The sequence below is a fragment of the Paracoccus sanguinis genome, assembly GCF_900106665.1.
GTDB classification, from domain to species: Bacteria; Pseudomonadota; Alphaproteobacteria; order Rhodobacterales; family Rhodobacteraceae; genus Paracoccus; species Paracoccus panacisoli.
On the sequence record NZ_FNNA01000002.1, the window covers coordinates 270,079 to 288,449 of the forward strand.

Genomic DNA, 18,371 nt, shown 5'->3' on the forward strand with positions numbered 1-18,371 from the left:
AGAAGGGGGGATGGTACCGCCTCCCCGGCTTGAACGGGGGACCTCTGGATCCACAATCCAGCGCTCTGACCAACTGAGCTAAGGCGGCACAGGGCGACGGGATAGCCCCCCGCGCGCGGCGATGCAAGGGCTTCGTGGCGCATCCTGCCACCGAACCCTGCGGCTTGTGAGGGCGGGCCCGCGCCGCTAGACCGAAGGCAACCGCGCCACAGATGCGCCACTGAGAAGGGATCGCCGCGATGGGCATCAACAGCGAAAGCGACCTGGCCGCCAACCTTCAGATCGGGCCGACCGACCTCGGCATGGTCCGCATCTATGTGGAGGGCGACGGCATCGACCTGCCGCTCGACTTCGAGCCGGACGAGGCGGCCGAGATCGCCGAGGAACTGCTCGCCGCGGTCGAGGCCGCGCGCGAGATCGGCGCCGGCAAGGGCGCGGGCCGCAAGGGCAAGCCCCCCGCCCGCCGCTGAGCACTCAGCCGATCTCGGCGAAGGCGTCGGGGTCGGTGCTGCGGATGAGCCGGCAGGCCGCGACCCGGGCGATGTCGCGCAGGATGCGCGCCCGGCGCGCGGGCGCCAGCCGATCCTCGGGCGCCATCCGGGTCATCTCGGCGCCATAGGCATCCGCGACGATCAGCCCCGAGCCGTCGGGCAGAAGCTCGGTCGGAAAGTCGCAGTCGGTGGCCCAGAAGAAGCGGTCGCACCAGTCGAGATAGCCCTGCCACTTGCGGTCGGCGGCAAAGTCGGCGCGGCAGCTCTTGCACTCGATGACCCAGATCTCGCCCGAGGGCGCGACCGAGATCACGTCCACCCGCAGCCCGCCCGCGGGCACGAACTCGCAGAGCGGCGCGTGGCCCATGCCGACGAGCATCCGCGCGACGCCGCGCGCCAGCCGCTGACCGGGCATCGGCGGCAGGTCGGGGATCGGGGCGGGATCGGGCGCGTCCTTCATCCCCCAAGCATGAACGAACCGGAAACATCCTGCAAGCGCGCCGCCGCGGCACGGCCGCATGCGGTCGGGCTTGCGGAACCCCGCGCCTATCCCTAGCTATCCCCTTGGCGGGTTTCTGCTCTTCTCGTGATCGGCCATTTTTTCCACTGGCCTATAATTTCTCGATGGGAGCTGGCTCTGGCGTGGCCCTGGTCACGTTACCCGGCGCCCACCTGGTACTCCAGGCTTTCGGGAAAACCTGTGCCGGCACGGTTGCTGCGGTTCCCGCCACCCTTCCCCCACCTCATCTTGTCCCAAGCGCCACGCGGCACATGCCGCCTGCGCATGGAAAAAGGGGCAGCCTCGCGGCCGCCCCTTCCCCAGAGAGCTTCGATCAGAGGGAAGCCGATCAGAAGCCGTACACCAGCGACACACCCAGGGTGTTGTCGGTGCGGATCGCACGATCCTCGACGTACTCGGTCTTGTAGGACACGCGGGTCGAGAAGGCATCCGACATCTTGAAGTTCAGACCCAGCTCGTTGGTCGCCGTCGCGGGCGAGTCTTCCGAGGTCAGATAGTCCGTGTCGTTGGTCAGGAACATCTGGTCGTTGAACTTGTGGTAGAAGCGCGACGACACGATGTAGCCGGTCCCGGTGTTCGAATCCAGGTTGTCCGAGGTGCGCGGACGGAGGGTGTCGTCGTCGTTCACGGTGTTGACGGTCTGAGTGTATCGGATGCCCACACCAGCCTGCACACGCCACGCGGTCGTGTCGTTGTTGATGATGCGGTAGCCGGGACCGAAGCCCAGGAACGCATCACGCTTCAGACGGCGGTCCATGTCGCGGTAGGTCGCGAGATCGTCGTCGTCGGCCAGGTTCAGGTCGTCGTAGTCGTCGGCGAGACCGTCGGTGGTCACGCGGCCGAGCGCGAAGGCGTAGAACTGGTCGTTGAAGTAGTAGTTGCCGTCGTAGATGACCGAGGTCTTCTCGGTGTCGGTCTCGCCGTTGTCATCTTCACTGTACTCGAGCAGGATGCCGACCGACTGCTGGAACGGGCCCTGGTTGTGCGACAGGCGGCCAGCGAGGTTGAAGTCCTGGTTCTCGGTGTTGCCGGTGCGGCCGGCGTAGGTCAGCGCGACCGAACCGAAGGTGCCGGTGCGGCGGTCGGCCGGGCCGAAGCGGGCCGGGTCGTTCGACCGGGCGAAGTCGTCACGGACGGCATCCTCGACGTCGGTGATGCGGTCATCGACCTGGGTCACGCCAGCGACGTTGGCGCCGGTCGAGATTTCCGTCTGCGCGAAGGCCGGGGCGCCCAGCATCACGGCAAGGGCGGAGGCGCTGGTGAACAGGGCAAACTTGGTCATGTCATCCTCTCATTCCAAAGTCAGGGTCGCCGGTGCGACCGCTTGTGAGAGTGAGGTAGGGACGCGGGCCGGGGGATTGAACCTTCGCGCGGGACCGGGTGGCGTTCACGGTAACGTGATGTCGGGTGAGGAAACCGACGCGCCCAAGCTACGGCAACAATCTCATGGCTCGCTTGAGCCTTGCAATGGTTGAAGAAATCATGACGCGGAAAGGGAGTGGCCGGCTCACGCTCTGCTCACGATTGCGAGCCGCAAACGGCGGGGCCGCGCAAAACTGTTGCAAAACCCACACAACCCGGAAGGGACGTACCGGAGCCGGCCGTCGCCGCCCCGCGGCCGTAGCTCAGCGGTGCGCGCGACCGCCGGCCGTGGCGCTGACGCGCACCGGCTCGCCCCGCACGACCGGGGCGCGGGTGCCGCCGCGCGGGCCGTCCTCGGGCTCGGCCATGCGCATGACCGCGATGCCGAACTGCACGCCCGCGAAGAGGATGGTGTTGAACACGACCAGCATCACCAGGGCGAGCCAGCCACCCGAGGTCTCGAGCGTCAGGTGCCGCAGCCCGGCGACGTCCAGCGCCACCAGCGCGACGGTGAAGACCAGCGCAAGCACCCCGCCGAGCAGGATGTTGCGGATGTAGAGATGCACGAGTTCGGGCATGGCGCGACTCCTTGGCTGAAGCCCAGCCTATACCCCGCCCGCGGCGCTGTCACCCGGCAACGCAAGGCGCGGGGCAGGCGCGGGCCAAGGCGCGGGGGTGTCGCGCCCCCTGCCCGCGTCAGAACGTGTCCGGCTGCGCCTCGCGGGCCATCTGGTCGAGCACCGCGTTGACGAAGCGGATCTCGCGCCCGTCGGGGAAGAAGGCGTCGGCGATGGCCACGTATTCCGAGATCACCACCCGCGGCGGGGTCAGGCCGGTGACCAGCTCGGCCCCCGCGGCCCGAAACAGCGCCCGCAGCACCGGGTCGATGCGCGCGATCGGCCATTTCGCCACCAGCGCCCGGTCGGTCATCTGGTCGATCCGCGCCTGCCGCTCGACCACCGCGTCGAGGATCGCCGCGAACAGCGTCTCGTCGGCCTCGGGCGTGGTGCCCTCTTCGTACTCGGTGGCGATCCGCCAGTCGCGGAACTCGCGCGCGACGCGGTCGGCGGACTGGTCCGCGGCCTCCATCTGGAACAGCGCCTGCACGGCGTAAAGCCGCGCCGCGCCGCTGAGCGCCCGGCGCTCGGCCCCGCTCGGCCGGCTCATGCCCGGCCCTCCGCGTCCGACACGCCGTCGAGCGCCTCGGCCAGCCGGATAACGTCCGGCCGGTCGTCGCGCCCCGGTGCGCCGGCGCGTCCCGCGCCCGCCCAGCGGCGTTTCAGCGCGATAAGGTGCAGCGCCGCGGCGGCCGCCCCGCCGCCCTTGTCCTGCCCCTCGGGGTCGGCGCGGACCACTGCCTGCTCCATCGTCTCGACGGTCAGGATGCCGTTGCCGAGGCAGAGCCCCTGCAGGCCGAGCAGCGTCAGCCCGCGCGAGCTGTCGTTGCAGACCGTGTCGTAATGCGTCGTCTCGCCGCGGATCACGCAGCCGAGAGCCACGAAACCGTCGTAGTTCGCCAGCCGCCCGGCCATGGCCACGGCGGCCGGGATCTCGAGCGCGCCGGGCACCTCGACCAGATCGACGCTGGCGCCCGCCGCCTCGGCGGTGCGGCGCGCCCCGGCGATGAGGGCGTCGGCGATGGCGCGGTAATAGGGCGCCACGACGATCAGCAGCCGCACCGGCGCATCGAACCGCGGTAGCGGCAGGGTGGAATGTTCGGTCAGCGCGGCCATCAGCTTGGGTCCTGCGGAATCGGGCGGGTGGACTGGATCGTCAGACCGTAGGCATCGAGCCCCACGACCTTCAGCGGCGCCGAGTTGGTGAGCAGCACCAGGTCCGACAGCCCCAGCGCCGAGAGGATCTGCGCCCCGAGCCCGTACTGGCGCAGCGTGTGCGGCGAGGCCTCGCCCGGCCGCGGCAAGAGCGGCGAGAGGTCGCGCAGCAGCACCACCACGCCGCGCCCCTCGGCGGCGATCAGCCGCATCGCGGCGGGCAGGTCGCCGGCCCGCTCGCGGCTCACGCCCAGCACGTCGTGCAGGGGGTCGAGCGCGTGCATCCGCACCAGCACCGGGCCGGGGGCGGTCAGGTCGCCCATGCTCAGCACGATGTGCTCGGCGCCTTGGGTCTCGTCGGCGAAGACACGCATGGTCCACTCGCCGCCATGGGCGGTGACGGTGCGCTGGTCACGCTCGGCGATCAGATTGTCGTGGCGGCGACGATAGGCGATCAGGTCGCTGATGGTGCCGATCTTCAGCCCGTGCTTCTGGGCGAAGGCCACGAGGTCGGGCAGCCGCGCCATGCTGCCGTCGTCGCGCATGATCTCGCAGATGACGCCCGCGGGGTTCAGCCCGGCGAGGCGAGCGATATCCACGGCGGCCTCGGTGTGGCCGGCGCGGACCAGCACGCCGCCGTCGCGGGCGCGCAGCGGAAAGACGTGGCCCGGGGTGGCGATGTCGGCCGCGCCCTTGGTCGGGTCGATGGCGACCGAGACGGTGCGCGCCCGGTCATGGGCCGAGATGCCGGTCGTCACCCCCTCGCGCGCCTCGATCGACAGCGTGAAGGCCGTCTCGTGGCGCGAGGAGTTCTTGGGGCTCATCAGCGGCAGCCCCAGCGCGTCGATCCGCGCGGCGGGCAGCGCAAGGCAGATCAGCCCGCGGCCGTGGGTGGCCATGAAGTTGATCGCGTCCGGCGTCGCCATCTGCGCGGGGATGACGAGGTCGCCCTCGTTCTCGCGGTCCTCGTGATCGACCAGCACGAACATCCGGCCGTTGCGGGCGTCCTCGATGATCTCCTCGATGCCCGAGATGGCATCGGACCAGTCCCGCTCGACGGGTCCGGGCTGTTCATACTGCATGGCTCTGTCCGCGGCCGTTGGTGGGGCGTGCTGCATCCGCGCGACTTAGCGCAGGAACAAGGCGGGTGAAAGGGCGCGCCGGGGGAAAGGCCGTGACGCCAGACCGGCGCGGACCGCCCCGACGCGCCGTTGACGCAACGGAAGGGCGCTGCGGCGCGGCCGCGCCCGCTTCTCTCGGCCCCAGATACCCGGCAACGCCCGCCACCCGCGCGGCGCGGGCAGGATCAGCCCGCCTCGGCCAGCCGCGCGACATAGCGCGCCAGCGTGTCGATCTCGAGGTTCACCAGATCGCCCTCGCGCACCCCGCCCCAGGTCGTGACCGCCTGGGTGTGCGGGATCAGGTTGACGCCGAAGCGGTTGCCCTCGACCTCGTTCACCGTGAGCGAGGTACCGTTCAGCGCCACCGAGCCTTTCGGGGCGATGAAGCGCGCCAGATGCGCCGGCGCCTCGAGCGTCAGGCGCAGGCTGTCACCCTCGGGGCGGGCGGCGACGATCCGCGCCACCCCGTCGACGTGACCCGAGACGATGTGCCCGCCGAGTTCGTCCCCGACCCGCAGCGCCCGCTCGAGGTTCAGGCGCTGGTCCGGGGTCCAGCCTTGGGCGCCGATGTTGGTCTTGTCGAGTGTTTCGGCCGACACATCGACCGCGAACCAGTCGGGGCCCTTGTCCACGACGGTCAGGCAGACGCCGTCGCAGGCGATCGAGGCCCCGAGGTCGACGGTGGACAGATCATAGGTCGTGGCGATGCGCGCACGCAGGTCGCCGCGGGCCTCGGCGTCCACGACGCGGCCGATGTCGGTGATGATTCCGGTAAACATGACGCAGTCCTCGCTCGCACCCCGCGCGCCCGCAACGGCACGGGGCGTCCAGACGATGGGGTCGGAGGGGGCCGGAGACAAGGGGCCGCGGGCGCCGTGCCGGACCCTGAGCCGCCGGACGCCGGCTGCGGCGGGGGCGGTTCAGTCCAATTGTGCAAAACGTCACCTTGACCCGTCCCGCCCTGCGGCATGATCCTTGGGGGCACGACGCGCCTCTTTCGGCCCGCGGGGGCATGACGATTCGAGTTTCTGTTTCACGCCGCTTTTCCTGGTTGCGCGCATGACCGCCAGCTTCATCGCGCCGCGCGCGGGGGCCGACCCTGCCCGCGCCCCCGCCCCGCGCCCCGGGGTCGAGCCGGCACCCGCGGCCCCGACCCCCGCCCCCGTGGCGGCTCAGCCCGCGGACCAGCGGGTGTTCCTGCTGCTGCAAGGCCCGCACGGGCCGTTCTTCGACCGACTCGGACGGCTGCTCCGCGACAGCGGGGCGCAGGTGTGGCGCGTGGGGTTCAACGCCGGGGACGCGTTCTTCTGGCGCGACCACGACCATTACATCCCCCACCGCGACAGCCCCGAAGACTGGCCGGCGCATCTCGACGCGCTGATCGACCGGCTCGGGGTGACCGACATCGTGCTTTACGGCGACGTGCGCCCGATCCACGCCGCCGCGCGGGCGGCGGCGGCCGATCGCGGCCTCGTCCTGCACGTCTTCGAAGAGGGTTATCTGCGCCCCTACTGGATCAGCTACGAACGCGGCGGCTCGAACGGCCACTCGGCGCTGATGCAGATCGGGCTCGACCGCATGATCGCGGCGCAGCGCGACTTCGGCGACGACGTGAACCGCCCGCCCGCGCATTGGGGCGATATGCGCGAGCACAAGTTCTATGGCGCACTCTATCATTTCCTCGTGCTGACCGCGAACCGCCGCTATCCCGGCTTCGCCTCGCACCGCGAGGTGCCGCTGGGGCGCGAGTTCCGGCTGAACCTGCGCCGGCTGCTGCTCTCGCCCGTCCACGCGCTGCGCCGCCGGGTGCAGGCGCGGCGCATCCAGTCGCGCGGCTTTCCCTATGCGCTGGTGCTGATGCAGCTCGAGCATGATTCGAGTTTTCTCGCCCACTCGCCCTATCGCCGCATGGCCGAGTTCACCGCCGAGGTGCTGACCGCCTTTGCCCGCGCCGCGCCCGGCCATCACCACATCGTCTTCAAGTCCCACCCGCTCGAGGATGGGCGCGCGGCCCTCGACCAGGTGATCCGCGAGCAGGCGGGCAAGCTCGGGATCGCCCACCGCGTGCACCTCGTGCAGGGCGGCAAGCTCGCCGGGCTGCTGTCGCAGGCCCGGGCTGTGGTCACGATCAACTCGACCGCCGCCCAGCAGGCGCTGTGGCGCGGCCTGCCGGTCAAGGCGATGGGGCGGGCCGTCTACTGCAAGCCGGGCCTCGTCTCGGACCAGCCGCTCGAGGATTTCCTGCGCCATCCCGACCCGCCCGACCGGCGGCTCTACAAGCACTACCGCAACTACCTGATGGACACCTGCCAGGTGCCGGGGGGGTTCTACGCGGCGCTCTCGCGCGCCCACGCCCTGCGGCTGGTGGTGGACATGATGCTCGACCCCGACGACCCGTATGCGGCGCTGGAAAGCGGCCGCGCGGCGAACCGGCAACAGATGGCTGATGAATGATGACCCGCCCCGGCCGGACGGCAGAGGCGGATGGAATTGACCTCCGCGACGCGATAGTGTCGCCGGCAACGACGAGGCGGCGCCATGCCGCCCATGTGGACAGGAGACGTTTTCGTGGTTGACCTGAGCTTTACCCCTCGAGCCGGCGCGCCCCGCAGGCGCCTGACCGTGCTGGCCACCGCGCTCGTCTCGGTGGCGCTGCTGGCGGGCTGCGGGCTGCCGCGCTCGGGCCCCAACAAGAACGAGATCTTCCAGGGCGCCGTCGAACGCGGCGGCAACACCCACATCATCTACGTCAACGACCACGTGGCGCGGGCGGCGAACTTCACCCCGGCCTATGGCTTCGGGTCGGACTTCACCTCGGCCGCCTCGGTCGGTGCCGACGAGATCCGGCCGGGCGACGTGCTCGGGCTGACGATCTGGGAAAACGTCGATGACGGGCTGCTCGCCTCGCTCGGGCAGTCGAACACCAACCTGCAGCAGCTGCAGGTGGACAGCGCCGGCTATATCTTCGTGCCCTACGCCGGGCGGGTGAAGGCGGCGGGGAACTCGCCCGACCGTCTGCGCCAGATCATCACCTCGCGGCTCGAGCAGCAGACGCCGGACCCGCAGGTGACCGTGACCCGCGTGGCGGGTGACGGCGCGACCGTGTCGGTGATGGGCAAGGTCGGCGGTCAGGGGGTGTTCCCGATCGAGCGGCCGACCCGCACCCTCTCGGCCATGCTGGCGCGCGCCGGCGGCGTCACCATCGACGCCGAGGTGGCGGTCGTCACCGTGAAGCGCGGCCGCAACACCGGCAAGGTTTGGCTGCGCGACCTTTACGCCAACCCGCGCTACGACGTGGCGCTGCGCCCCGGCGACGTGATCCTCGTCGAAGAGGACCAGCGCAGCTTCACCGCGATGGGCGCGCTGGGCGGCCAGACCAAGGTGCCGCTCGGGTCGGAAGAGATCAGCGCGATGGAGGCGATCGCCATGGTCGGCGGCCTCAGCACCAACCTCGCCGACCCGACCGGCGTCTTCATCCTGCGCGACGAGCCGATGTCGGTCGCCCGCCGGGTGCTGGGCCAGGACGTCTACGGCGACCAGCGGATGGCCTATGTGCTCGACCTGACGCGGCCGAACGGGCTGTTCCTTGCCCGCGACTTCATGATCCGCGACGGCGACACGGTCTATGTGACCGAGGCGCCCTATGTGCAATGGCAGAAGACCCTCGGCGCCATCACCGGCGCGGCGGGCAGCGCGCGGTCGCTGGAATCGCTTGCCAACTGAGCCGGAACCGGACCCTGACGACGCCGCGGCCCCCCGGCCGCGGCGTCTCTTCGTTCTGAACGCGGGGTTCTTCACCGGCCCCCGCGTCCGCCGCATCCTCGCGCTCGCGGGCTGGCAACTGGCCGTGGGCGGCCCCGGCCCCGGCGACGCCGTGGGGGTGTGGGGGGCAAGCCCGACCGCCTGGCGCGGACGGGCGCTCGCGGCGCGAACGGGCGCGCCGGTGGTCACGGTCGAGGATGCGTTCCTGCGCTCGGTCCTGCCCGGCCGCGACCGCTCGCGGATCGGGCGGCGCGGCCCCATCGGGCTGCTGATCGACCCCGAGGGGCTGCATTTCGACCCCGCCACCCCCTCGCGGATCGAGACGCTCGCCGCCTCGCCCGAGGCCGCGGCGCGCGCGGCCGAGGCCGCCGAGGCCCTCGCCCGCCTGCGCGCGGCGGGGCTTTCCAAGTACAACGCCCACCGCCCGGACGTGCCCGCACCGGCGCCGGGCTATGTCCTCGTGGTCGACCAGACGCGCGGCGATGCCTCGCTGGGGAGGGCGGGGCGCGAGACCTTCCTGCGGATGCTCACCGCGGCGCGGGACGAGCATCCCGGCGCCCGGATCGTGGTGCGCAGCCACCCCGAGACGGCGGCGGGTCACCGTCCCGGCCACCTTGGCCCGGCCGACCTGCGCCTAGGCGAGACGCTCGACGCGAGCCCCGTGTCGCCGTGGGCGCTGGTCGCCAACGCCCGCGCCGTCTACGCCGTCAGTTCGCAGATGGGCTACGAGGCGCTGCTGGCCGGTCACCGCCCGCGGCTCTTCGGGCAGCCCTTCTACGCCGGCTGGGGGCTGAGCGACGACGAGACGCCGCTGCCCCGCCGCAGGGGCCGCACGACGGTCGAGGCGCTCTTTGCCGCGAGCCACCTGCTCGCGCCGGTCTGGTACGACCCCTGCCGCGACCGACTGACGGATTTCGAGGGGGCGCTGCGGCAGATCGAGGCCGAGGCGCGCGCCTATGCCTTCGACCGCGACGGGCATCTGGCCTACGGGATGCGGCTCTGGAAGCGCCCCGCCATCGCAGCGATGTTCGGCGAGGGCGCGGGCGTGCGCTTCACTCGCCGGCCGTCGGACAAGGTGACGCTGGTCTGGGCCAACCGGGCGGATGAGGTGGCGAGGGACGGGCAACCTGCGAGCCCGCCATCGCGCCACGTGCCACGGGCGGCGGAGCAGGCGTCGGCGAGGCGGGCGGTTGAGGCCGGTCCCCCACATCCACCCGGCCCAAAATCGCGGCGGGTGCCGCACACGGTGGGGACCGCGGACCATCAGCTGCACCCCCCGGTCCCGCTTCTCGAGCCGGGCGAACCCGTCACCGCCCCGGCCATCCAACAGGTCTCCCATCCCCGCGCTACCAGCACCGGCGCTGCGCCAGCCGGTACCCCGTCAGCCCCACCCAGCTCCCGCGCGGCACTCGCTCGCGTCGAGGACGGCTTCCTGCGGTCGCGCGGCCTCGGCGCGGCCCTCGTGCCGCCGCTGTCGCTGGTCGCCGACGACCTCGGGATCTACTACGACCCGACCCGCGAAAGCCGGCTCGAGCGGTTGATCGCGGCCCCGCTGCCGCCGGGCAGGGCGGCGCGCGCCGCGGCGCTGATCGACCTGCTGAGGGCGGCGGGGGTCACCAAGTACAACCTCGCAGGCGCCCTGCCCGCGCTGCCCCGCGACGGGCGCCTGCGCATCCTCGTGCCGGGGCAGGTCGAGGACGACGCCTCGATCCGGCTGGGCGCGGGGGCCGAGCGCACCAACCTCTCGCTGCTGCGCCGCGTCCGAGCGGAGAACCCGCAGGCGCTGATCGTCTGGAAACCGCACCCGGATGTCGAGGCCGGGCTGCGCCCCGGCGCCATCGGCGCGGCGGACCTCGCCGGGCTGGCCGACGTGACCGCGGCCCATGCGCCGGCAGCGGAGCTGATCGACGCGGTGGATGCGGTCTGGACCATCACCTCGACCCTCGGGTTCGAGGCGCTGCTGCGCGGCAAGCCGGTTACCACCCTCGGCGCGCCATTCTACGCCGGGTGGGGGCTGACCTGCGATCTCGGCCCGGTGCCCGCGCGGCGGCGGGCGCGGGTCGATCTGCGGACGCTCGTCCACGCGGCACTGATCGCCTACCCGCGCTACCGCGATCCGGTCAGCGGCCTGCCCTGCCCGGTCGAGGTCGCGCTGGACCGGCTGGCCGATGACGCCTTGGCCCCGCAGGGCCGGCGGCTGCGGTTGCTCGCCAAGCTGCAGGGGGCGCTGGCCGGGCACAGCTGGCTCTGGCGCTAACCGCGCGGCCACCACCGCCACCCAGCGCCAGACCCGGACCAGCCACCCTATCCCTGCGAATCGCGTCATGGCCCGAGACTGCCCGCGACGGGTGAATCCGCAGTTAAAACCGCCTCACATGAGGTCGCGGACCCAGCGGTGCAAGACGTCCCCGCCCAGCGCCCGCGTCTCGACCAGCCGGAAGCGCGGGGCGTCGGCCAGCGCGCCGAGCCCCAGCGGCCCCACCGCCGCCCGGCCGTCGCCGCCCAGCACCACCCCCGCCGTATAGCCCGCGAGTTCGTCGACCAGCCCCGCCGCCAGCAGCGCCGCCGCGAGCTGCCCGCCGCCCTCGCAGAACACCCGCGTGATCCCGCGGCGCCCCAGCTCGGCCAGCGCCTCGGGCAGCGGGCCGGGCAGCACCCACAGCGGACCGTGCGCGTCATCCTCGGGCGGCAGCGCCGGGATCGGGGCGCCCGCGATCACCACCCGAACCGGCTGGCGCATAGCGCCGAAACCGCGCACGTTCAGGGCCGGACGGTCGGCCCGCGCCGTCCCCGCCCCCACCATCACCGCGTCATGGGTGAGCCGCAGCAGGTGGACATGGCGGCGCGCCGCGGGGCCGGTGATCCAGCGGCTCTCGCCCGCCGCCGTGGCGATGCGGCCGTCGAAGCTGGTGGCGAGCTTCAGCGTCACCATCGGCCGCCCCTGCGTGACCCGCAGTAAGAACCCGCGCTGCAGCGCCGCCGCGGCCTCGGACCGGACCCCCTCGACCACCTCGACACCCGCCGTGCGCAGGATGGCGTGGCCGCGACCGGCGACCCGCGGATCGGGATCCGTGAGGCTCGACACCACCCGCGCGACGCCGGCCTGCACCAGCGCCTCGGCGCAGGGCGGGGTGCGCCCGTGATGAGCGCAGGGCTCGAGCGTGACATAGGCCGTCGCGCCCCGCGCCGCGGGCCCGGCCTGGTCGAGCGCCATGCGCTCGGCGTGCGGACGGCCGCCCGGCTGGGTCCAGCCGCGGCCGACGACGCGCCCCGCATTGACGATCGCGCATCCGACCGCGGGGTTGGGCCACACGTTGCCCAGCCCCCGCGCGGCCAGCCGCAGGGCGTGGTCCATGTGGGCAAGGTCGGTCGGATCGCGCATCGGGCCGTCGCGTCCGTCCGGCAGGGGACGGGCCGCGCTCACTCGTCGGGGGTGTTCGGCCGCAGCTCGCTGACGAAGCGGTCAAAGTCGTCCGCGGCCTGAAAGTTCTTGTAGACGCTGGCAAAACGGACGTAGCCCACGGTGTCGATGCGGGCCAGCGTCTCCATCACGATCTCGCCGATCACCTTCGAGGAGATGTCGGTCTCGCCCATGCTCTCGAGGCGGCGGACGATGCCCGAGATCAGCTGGTCGAGCCGCTCGGCCTCGACCGGGCGCTTCTGCATGGCGATGCGGATCGAGCGGGCGAGCTTGTCGCGGTCGAAATCCTCGCGCCGGCCGCTCGACTTGATGACCACCAGATCGCGCAGCTGCACCCGTTCGTAGGTGGTGAAGCGCCCGCCGCAGGCGGGGCAGAAGCGGCGGCGGCGGATGGCGACGTTATCCTCGGCCGGGCGCGAGTCCTTGACCTGCGTATCGACGTTTCCGCAGAACGGACAGCGCATGGATGGACCCTCAGTCGTTGCCAGACGCCGCGACTATACATGAGCGCGAGGCTTTGGGTAGCGCCTGATTCGGGCCACAAGATGCGGTTTTGCCCGCTGTGGCGGGAAAGCTATAGCGGCTGGAACGCGAGCGCGACCTCGCGCCGGTGCGGGGCGTGGCGATGCTCGACGAGGAAAACCCCCTGCCAGCGCCCGAGCAGCAGCCGGCCGCGCTCGACCGGGATCGAGAGGCTGACCGGGAGGAGCGCAGCCTTGAGATGGGCAGGCATGTCGTCCGGCCCCTCGAGGGTATGGGTCAGGAACGCCATCGCCGGGTCGGTGGCGGGCGGCACCAGCCGATCGAGCCAGGCGAGCAGGTCGCGCTGCACGTCGGGGTCGGCGTTCTCCTGCACCAGCAGGGAACAGGATGTGTGCCGCACGAAAGCCGTCAGAATGCCATCCGCGGCACCGATCCCCGTCAGCCAGTCCCCGATCCGGCCGGTGATCTCATGGCTGCCGGGCCCCGCCGTGCGGACCTCGATCAGGGTCAGCGTCACGCGTCGAGCCAGCCTTGCCAGTCGAAGTCCCGCACCCGGTCGGCCTCGGCCCGCGCGCCGGCCTCGCCGCCATAGGACGAAAGCGCCTCGTCGGCGGGGAGCATCACGTGCTTCGCGGCATTCTCGGACGAGATGACGATGCTGCCCAGATCAGGCAGCGCGTGGGCACGCAGCCAGTTCCCGACCGCCGTCAGCGCGCCCGCGACCGGCTGCGCGGCGCTGCCGAGCTGCTGCGCGAGGTCGTCGTAGGTGAGATAATGCGGCCCGTCGCCGGACAGGCGGCTTCGCACCAGCGCGATCAGCACGGATTTCTGGAAGTCGGTCAGGGCGGTCGCGGGCTGGGTCGTGTCGGTCATGGGTCCTCCTGTGTCTAGGACCCAATGTGCGCGGGGGCGCGAGGTTCCCTACTCGGCGGCGAGTTCCGGGTCGCGGGCGGCCCCGGCCCCGCCCTCGTCGCGGTCATGCGCCAGCTCGATCCGCCGGGTCGTCCGCGCGCCGAGTTCGCGCAGCAGTTCGGCCTGCCGCACGACGTTGCCCGGCCCGCGCGAGAGCCGCCCCACCGCCGCCGCATGGGCGCGGGCAGCGGCGTCAAGCGCGCCGCCCGCCTCGTCCAGCGCCGCCACCACGCCCGCGAGCTTGTCGTAGAGCATCCCGGCGCGGGCGGCGATCTCGGCCGCACCGCGCTCGCGCCGCTCGACGGTCCAGAGGTGCTCGACGGTCTTCAGCGCCAGCATCAGCGTCGAGGGGGTGGCGATCCCGACCCGCCGCTCGAGCGCCTCGGCGGTCAGCCGTGGCTCGACCCGCAGCGCCTCGGCGAAGGCGCCCTCGACCGGCAGGAACATCAGGACGTAATCCACCCCCTCGGCGTCGAGCGACTGGTACGCGCGGGACGAGAGCTCGGCCACATGGGCGCGGATCGCGGCGACATGGCGGCGCAGGGCGGCGGTGCGGGTGGCGTCGTCCTCGGCCCCCGCCGCGTCGGCATAGGCGTTGAGCGAGCATTTCGCGTCGATCACCAGCGACCGCCCGCCCGGCATCGTCACCACGACGTCGGGCCGCCAGCGGCGCCCCTCGGCATCCGTGGTGCCGGTCTGGGTGCGGTAGTGCTGCCCCGAAACCAGCCCTGCGGCGTCGAGCACCTGGGCGAGGATCATCTCGCCCCACGCCCCCTGCCGCTGCTTGTCGCCCCTGAGCGCGCGGGTCAGCGCCACCGCGTCGCGGCCGATCTGCTCGGAGCGCTGGTGCAGCCCCTCGATATGGGTGCGCAGCGCCGCCTGTGCGGCCTCGCCCGCGCGCTGACCGGCCTGCACCTCGTCCTGGAACCGCGCCACCTGCTCGCGGAACGGGGTCAGCAGCGCGCCCAGCCGCTCGGCGTGGGCGCGTTCGAGGTCGGCGCCCTGACGGCGCAGGCTCTCGTCGGCCATCAGGCGGAACTGGTCGGCCATCTCGGCGCGCAGCGCGCGCAGCGTCTGCGCCTCGTGCGCGGCGATCTCGGCGTCGCGGGCGGCGGTCAGCCGGGCCGCGTCGAGCGCCCGTTCCAGCGCCGCGCTCTCCTGCCGCGCGCGGTGGAGGGCGTCGGCGAGGTTGTCACGCTCTTCGGTCAGCTCGGAGAGCCGGGCGCCCTGCGCGGCGGCCCGCGCCTCGGCCGCCGCCGCGGCGATGCGGGCCTGCGTCAACACCGCCTCGGCCCGCCGCCGGCCGCGCCCCTGCCCCATGGCCCAGAGCGCGGCGAGCACGAGGGCACCGGCCGCCAGCGCCAGCCAAGCCGCGGCCCAGCCGCCACCCGCCCTGGCAAGCCACGCCTCGGCCCGGGTCATGCCCTGCCCTGCCCGTCAGTCCTGTCGTCCATCCGCCGACCGCCCCTGCCCTCATGCCACAGGTTCAGCACCCACGGCCGTTTGCCGACAGTGTTCGCGATTCGGTCCCGAATCGCAAGCGTCTGTCAGAGACCGGCGTTGCGGTGCTGCAGGAACGACAGGATGGTGTTGGCGTAGGCGCGGGTTTCGCGCTGCGCGACCGGGTCGTTGGCCAGCCACGTCAGCAGCGAACTGTCGCTCGAGGTCGAATAGCCCATCCGCCAGCCCCCGAACTGCCGCCGGTCCTGCGTGCCGCGCCAGAGATAGGTCAGGTTCGTGTGGCGCGGGTCACGCTCCATCCGGGCGCAGATCATGGCGAGCGGCTCGGCCGCCCCCTCGAGCCACTGGTAGAAGAACCCGTCCTCGTGATGCAGGAAGCCGGTGAGGTCCAGCTCGGCATTGACCCGCCGCGCGGTCTCGAGCAGCTGGCGCGAGGCCTCGCTGTTCGGCGGCATCCGGGTTTCGCTGCGGTAGAGCACGAAGCTGATCGGCATGGGGGATCCTCCTGATATGGCGGAGAGATCCCGCAAGGATCAGCGATAGACGATCCGGCCCAGCGAAAGAAGATGGCGAGGGGCTCAACATTTGATGCCTTCCCCTGCGTCGTGGCGCGGAACGCGGCGTCAGACCGGCAGGCACCAGCCGGTCAGCGCCGCCGCCGCCGCGCCGTCGTGCAGGCGCAGCGCCAGCTCTCCGTCGGGCTTGAGGCGGGCGTTGGGGAAGCGCGCCAGCATCGCCTGCGGCTCGACCAGCCCCGCGCGGATCGCCGGGCGACGGACGTACCAGAGCACCCAGCCCTCGTTCAGCACCGCCGAGAACATCCAGTCCTCGCCGCGCCGGAAGCGCAGGTCGTGGGCGATGAACCCCTTGCTCGTCAGCTCGCGCGAGAAGCCCTCGGGCAGCGGACAGGTGACGACCTCGCGCCACGCCGCCCGCGCCCCGTCCGAGACGCCCTCGGCCGCCGCCAGCCAGTCGTCGCTCATCGCCCCGACCTCACTGATCGAGGAACGAGCGCAGCTTGCGCGACCGCGACGGGTGCTTGAGCTTGCGCAGCGCCTTGGCCTCGATCTGGCGGATGCGCTCGCGCGTGACGCTGAACTGCTGGCCGACCTCTTCCAGCGTGTGGTCGGTGTTCATGCCGATGCCGAAGCGCATCCGCAGCACCCGCTCCTCACGCGGGGTCAGGCTGGCCAGCACGCGGGTCGTCGTCTCCTTCAGGTTCTCCTGAATCGCCGAGTCGAGCGGCAGGACGGCGTTCTTGTCCTCGATGAAATCGCCGAGCTGGCTGTCCTCCTCGTCCCCGATCGGGGTCTCGAGGCTGATCGGCTCCTTGGCGATCTTCATCACCTTGCGGACCTTCTCGAGCGGCATCTGCAGCTTTTCGGCCAGCTCTTCGGGCGTCGGCTCGCGGCCGATCTCGTGCAGCATCTGCCGCGAGGTGCGGACCAGCTTGTTGATCGTCTCGATCATGTGGACCGGGATGCGGATCGTCCGGGCCTGATCGGCGATCGAGCGGGTGATCGCCTGCCGGATCCACCAGGTCGCGTAGGTCGAGAACTTGTAGCCGCGCCGATACTCGAACTTGTCCACGGCCTTCATCAGGCCGATGTTGCCTTCCTGAATGAGATCAAGGAATTGCAGGCCGCGGTTTGTGTATTTCTTGGCGATCGAGATGACCAGGCGCAGGTTCGCCTCGACCATCTCCTTCTTGGCCTGGCGCGCCTCCTTCTCGCCGCGCTGGACCTGGTTCACGATCCGGCGGAACTCTTCGATGTCCACGCCGACGTGCTGGCCCACGCGGGCCATGTCGTGGCGCAGCTTCTCGACCCCGGCGAGGTTCTTGTCGAACAGCGCCTGCCAGCCGCGGCCCTTGTTGCCGCGCATCCGGTCGATCCAGCCGGGGTCCAGCTCGGAGCCGCGATAGGCCTCAATGAACTCGCGCCGGTTGATCCGGGCGGCGTCGGCCAGCTTCACCATGCCGCTGTCGATGGTCACGATCGAACGGTTGATCCCGTAGATCTGGTCGACCAGCGCCTCGATGCGGTTGTTGTGCAGGTGCAGCTCATTCACCAGCCCGACGATCTCGGAGCGCAGCTTCTGATAGGCGGCCTCGTCGCGGGCCGAGAAGCTCTCGTCCTCATTCAGCGTCGCCGACATCCGCTGGTCCTGCATGTCGGCCAGCTGCTCATAGTCGCGCGCAATCGCCTCGAGCGTCTCGAGGACGCGCGGCTTGAGGCTCGCCTCCATCGCGGCGAGGGACAGGTTCTGGCCCTCGTCGTCCTCGTCGTCGGCGTCGTCGCGGCGCATCGGGTTGCCGTCGGCATCGACCTCGCCCTCGCTCCACTGGGGCTTGGCGGTCTCGCTCGCAGTCTCGCCCAGCGGCAGGTCGACGGGCAGGTCGGCGTCGCCCTCGCCTTCGTCGCCCATGGCCCGGCCGAAGGTCGTCTCGAGGTCGATCACGTCGCGCAGCAGGATGTCCTCGTTCAGAAGCTCCTGCCGCCACATGGTGATGGCCTTGAAGGTCAGCGGGCTCTCGCAGAGCCCGGCGATCATGGTGTTGCGGCCGGCCTCGATGCGTTTGGCGATGGCGATCTCGCCCTCGCGGCTGAGCAGTTCGACCGAGCCCATCTCGCGCAGATACATCCGCACCGGGTCGTCGGTGCGGTCGAGCTTTTCGGTCTCGGTGGTGGCGACGGCGACCTCGCGCGAGGTCGAGGCGGGGACCACGGCGCCGCCCTGCTCGCCCTCTTCGGCCTCTTCGTCCTCGATGACGTTGATGCCCATTTCCGAGAGCATCGACATCACGTCCTCGATCTGCTCGGACGAGACCTGTTCCGGCGGCAGGACGGTGTTGAGCTGGTCGTAGGTGATGTAGCCGCGCTCGCGCGCCTCGGCGATCATGCGCTTGACCGCGGCCTGGCTCATGTCGAGCGAATGGTCGTCGTCCTTGGCGTCCGGCTTGTCGTCGTCGTCCTTGGCCATGCGGGCGTGTCCTTCTTGCGAGCGATTCGGAACAGCGCCCGAATCAGGCCGGGCCTTCCGGCGGTTCTAGTCGAATCGCCGGGC

The 18,371-nt window shown here is 71.4% G+C and carries 19 protein-coding genes, 1 tRNA gene and 1 other RNA gene; 5 read left to right on the forward strand and 16 right to left on the reverse strand.

The window, feature by feature from the left end; genetic code table 11:
* Window positions 1–11: 11 nt before the first annotated feature.
* A tRNA-His gene (locus tag BLW17_RS07780) sits at window positions 12–88 on the reverse strand.
* A gap of 151 nt (window positions 89–239) precedes the next feature.
* Here BLW17_RS07780 and BLW17_RS07785 point away from each other — a divergent pair.
* Window positions 240–470, forward strand: coding sequence for a DUF6324 family protein (locus BLW17_RS07785; RefSeq protein WP_036708899.1), 231 nt, complete (start codon window positions 240–242; stop codon window positions 468–470).
* Window positions 471–474: 4 nt separating this feature from the next.
* On the opposite strand, the gene BLW17_RS07790 is transcribed toward BLW17_RS07785, so the two are convergent.
* The gene (locus BLW17_RS07790) at window positions 475–951 is read right to left on the reverse strand and encodes an MmcB family DNA repair protein (protein WP_036735921.1); all 477 of its coding nucleotides are present in this window, start codon (window positions 949–951) and stop codon (window positions 475–477) included.
* A 109-nt stretch (window positions 952–1,060) separates the two neighbouring features.
* Between BLW17_RS07790 and ssrS the strand changes: the two genes are divergently transcribed.
* Window positions 1,061–1,219, forward strand: a non-coding RNA gene (gene ssrS / locus BLW17_RS07795) — 6S RNA.
* A gap of 120 nt (window positions 1,220–1,339) precedes the next feature.
* On the opposite strand, the gene BLW17_RS07800 is transcribed toward ssrS, so the two are convergent.
* The 6 genes from BLW17_RS07800 to BLW17_RS07825 all read right to left on the reverse strand — a co-directional run bounded on the left by BLW17_RS07800 (window position 1,340) and on the right by BLW17_RS07825 (window position 6,045).
* Window positions 1,340–2,293, reverse strand: coding sequence for a DUF481 domain-containing protein (locus BLW17_RS07800; protein WP_036735924.1), 954 nt, complete (start codon window positions 2,291–2,293; stop codon window positions 1,340–1,342).
* Window positions 2,294–2,636: 343 nt separating this feature from the next.
* Complete coding sequence (locus BLW17_RS07805; RefSeq protein ID WP_036704240.1) at window positions 2,637–2,951, reverse strand: hypothetical protein; 315 nt, start codon at window positions 2,949–2,951, stop codon at window positions 2,637–2,639.
* 118 nt (window positions 2,952–3,069) lie between these two features.
* Complete coding sequence (gene nusB / locus BLW17_RS07810) at window positions 3,070–3,540, reverse strand: transcription antitermination factor NusB (protein ID WP_036704242.1); 471 nt, start codon at window positions 3,538–3,540, stop codon at window positions 3,070–3,072.
* Window positions 3,537–4,106, reverse strand: coding sequence for a 6,7-dimethyl-8-ribityllumazine synthase (locus tag BLW17_RS07815; protein WP_036735927.1), 570 nt, complete (start codon window positions 4,104–4,106; stop codon window positions 3,537–3,539). Before BLW17_RS07815 ends, nusB begins: the two co-directional genes overlap by 4 nt.
* Window positions 4,106–5,227, reverse strand: coding sequence for a 3,4-dihydroxy-2-butanone-4-phosphate synthase (gene ribB, locus BLW17_RS07820; protein ID WP_036735928.1), 1,122 nt, complete (start codon window positions 5,225–5,227; stop codon window positions 4,106–4,108). Before ribB ends, BLW17_RS07815 begins: the two co-directional genes overlap by 1 nt.
* 224 nt (window positions 5,228–5,451) lie before the next feature.
* The gene (locus BLW17_RS07825; RefSeq protein ID WP_036704248.1) at window positions 5,452–6,045 is read right to left on the reverse strand and encodes a riboflavin synthase; all 594 of its coding nucleotides are present in this window, start codon (window positions 6,043–6,045) and stop codon (window positions 5,452–5,454) included.
* A gap of 280 nt (window positions 6,046–6,325) precedes the next feature.
* Between BLW17_RS07825 and BLW17_RS07830 the strand changes: the two genes are divergently transcribed.
* The 3 genes from BLW17_RS07830 to BLW17_RS18520 all read left to right on the forward strand — a co-directional run bounded on the left by BLW17_RS07830 (window position 6,326) and on the right by BLW17_RS18520 (window position 11,285).
* Window positions 6,326–7,720 carry a capsule biosynthesis protein gene (locus BLW17_RS07830; protein ID WP_083388347.1) on the forward strand — a complete coding sequence of 465 codons (1,395 nt, stop codon included), beginning with the start codon at window positions 6,326–6,328 and terminating at the stop codon, window positions 7,718–7,720.
* Window positions 7,721–7,834: 114 nt separating this feature from the next.
* Window positions 7,835–8,989, forward strand: a complete 1,155-nt coding sequence (locus BLW17_RS07835) for a polysaccharide biosynthesis/export family protein (RefSeq protein ID WP_414811502.1) — start codon at window positions 7,835–7,837, stop codon at window positions 8,987–8,989.
* Window positions 8,979–11,285 carry a capsular polysaccharide biosynthesis protein gene (locus BLW17_RS18520; protein WP_036735145.1) on the forward strand — a complete coding sequence of 769 codons (2,307 nt, stop codon included), beginning with the start codon at window positions 8,979–8,981 and terminating at the stop codon, window positions 11,283–11,285. The genes BLW17_RS07835 and BLW17_RS18520 overlap by 11 nt, the downstream gene beginning before the upstream one ends.
* A gap of 114 nt (window positions 11,286–11,399) precedes the next feature.
* Here the strand turns inward: BLW17_RS18520 and ribD are convergent, their stop codons facing one another.
* The 8 genes from ribD to rpoD form a co-directional block, all read right to left on the reverse strand.
* Window positions 11,400–12,383, reverse strand: a complete 984-nt coding sequence (gene ribD, locus BLW17_RS07855; RefSeq protein WP_036735159.1) for a bifunctional diaminohydroxyphosphoribosylaminopyrimidine deaminase/5-amino-6-(5-phosphoribosylamino)uracil reductase RibD — start codon at window positions 12,381–12,383, stop codon at window positions 11,400–11,402.
* A gap of 65 nt (window positions 12,384–12,448) precedes the next feature.
* Window positions 12,449–12,913, reverse strand: coding sequence for a transcriptional regulator NrdR (gene nrdR / locus BLW17_RS07860; RefSeq protein ID WP_036703784.1), 465 nt, complete (start codon window positions 12,911–12,913; stop codon window positions 12,449–12,451).
* A gap of 110 nt (window positions 12,914–13,023) precedes the next feature.
* Window positions 13,024–13,449, reverse strand: coding sequence for a secondary thiamine-phosphate synthase enzyme YjbQ (locus BLW17_RS07865; protein ID WP_036708895.1), 426 nt, complete (start codon window positions 13,447–13,449; stop codon window positions 13,024–13,026).
* Window positions 13,446–13,805, reverse strand: a complete 360-nt coding sequence (locus BLW17_RS07870; protein ID WP_036708893.1) for a hypothetical protein — start codon at window positions 13,803–13,805, stop codon at window positions 13,446–13,448. Before BLW17_RS07870 ends, BLW17_RS07865 begins: the two co-directional genes overlap by 4 nt.
* A gap of 48 nt (window positions 13,806–13,853) precedes the next feature.
* Complete coding sequence (locus BLW17_RS07875) at window positions 13,854–15,266, reverse strand: DNA recombination protein RmuC (RefSeq protein ID WP_036735147.1); 1,413 nt, start codon at window positions 15,264–15,266, stop codon at window positions 13,854–13,856.
* A gap of 125 nt (window positions 15,267–15,391) precedes the next feature.
* Window positions 15,392–15,799 carry a BLUF domain-containing protein gene (locus BLW17_RS07880; protein ID WP_052176524.1) on the reverse strand — a complete coding sequence of 136 codons (408 nt, stop codon included), beginning with the start codon at window positions 15,797–15,799 and terminating at the stop codon, window positions 15,392–15,394.
* Between the two features lie 129 nt (window positions 15,800–15,928).
* Complete coding sequence (locus BLW17_RS07885; protein WP_036735149.1) at window positions 15,929–16,288, reverse strand: hypothetical protein; 360 nt, start codon at window positions 16,286–16,288, stop codon at window positions 15,929–15,931.
* A 10-nt stretch (window positions 16,289–16,298) separates the two neighbouring features.
* Window positions 16,299–18,287 carry an RNA polymerase sigma factor RpoD gene (rpoD, locus tag BLW17_RS07890; protein ID WP_036735151.1) on the reverse strand — a complete coding sequence of 663 codons (1,989 nt, stop codon included), beginning with the start codon at window positions 18,285–18,287 and terminating at the stop codon, window positions 16,299–16,301.
* Window positions 18,288–18,371: the final 84 nt, after the last annotated feature.